The following is a 481-nucleotide window of genomic DNA, read 5'->3' on the forward strand; positions in this document are numbered from 1 at the left end:
CTCAGCGACGTACGCGCCATCTTCTCCTGGTCGTACGCCACCCTCACGCCACCCGCGGCGCGGCTGTTCCGCCTGCTGGGCCGACATCCCGGCGCCGACCTGTCCACTGTGGCGGCGGCCGCCCTGGCCGGCACGTCCCTGGCCGAGACGCGTCGGCTGCTGACCCAGCTCACCCGGGCGAACCTCGCCACCGAGCACCGACCCGGCCGGTACACCCAGCACGACCTGCTCCGCGCCTATGCCGCCGAGCTGGCGTCGACGGACGAGGCCGAGGACGCGACGGTCCGGCTCATCGCCCACTACGTGCACACCGCCTGTACGGCCAACCGGCTCGTCTACCCGAACCTGGACGCCATCGCCGTACCGCTCGAACCGCTCCCGGAGGGCGTCGAACCGGAGCGGATCGCCGACCACGACGCGGCCATGACCTGGCTGGCAGCCGAGCATGCCAACCTGCTTGCGGCCGCCGCCCAGGCCGCCG

At 73.4% G+C, this 481-nt stretch carries 1 pseudogene; it reads left to right on the forward strand.

The window, feature by feature from the left end:
• Positions 1–481, forward strand: a pseudogene (locus Ato02nite_RS50845) (ATP-binding protein); the annotation flags it as partial.

The organism is Paractinoplanes toevensis, assembly GCF_018332695.1.
GTDB lineage: Bacteria > Actinomycetota > Actinomycetes > Mycobacteriales > Micromonosporaceae > Actinoplanes > Actinoplanes toevensis.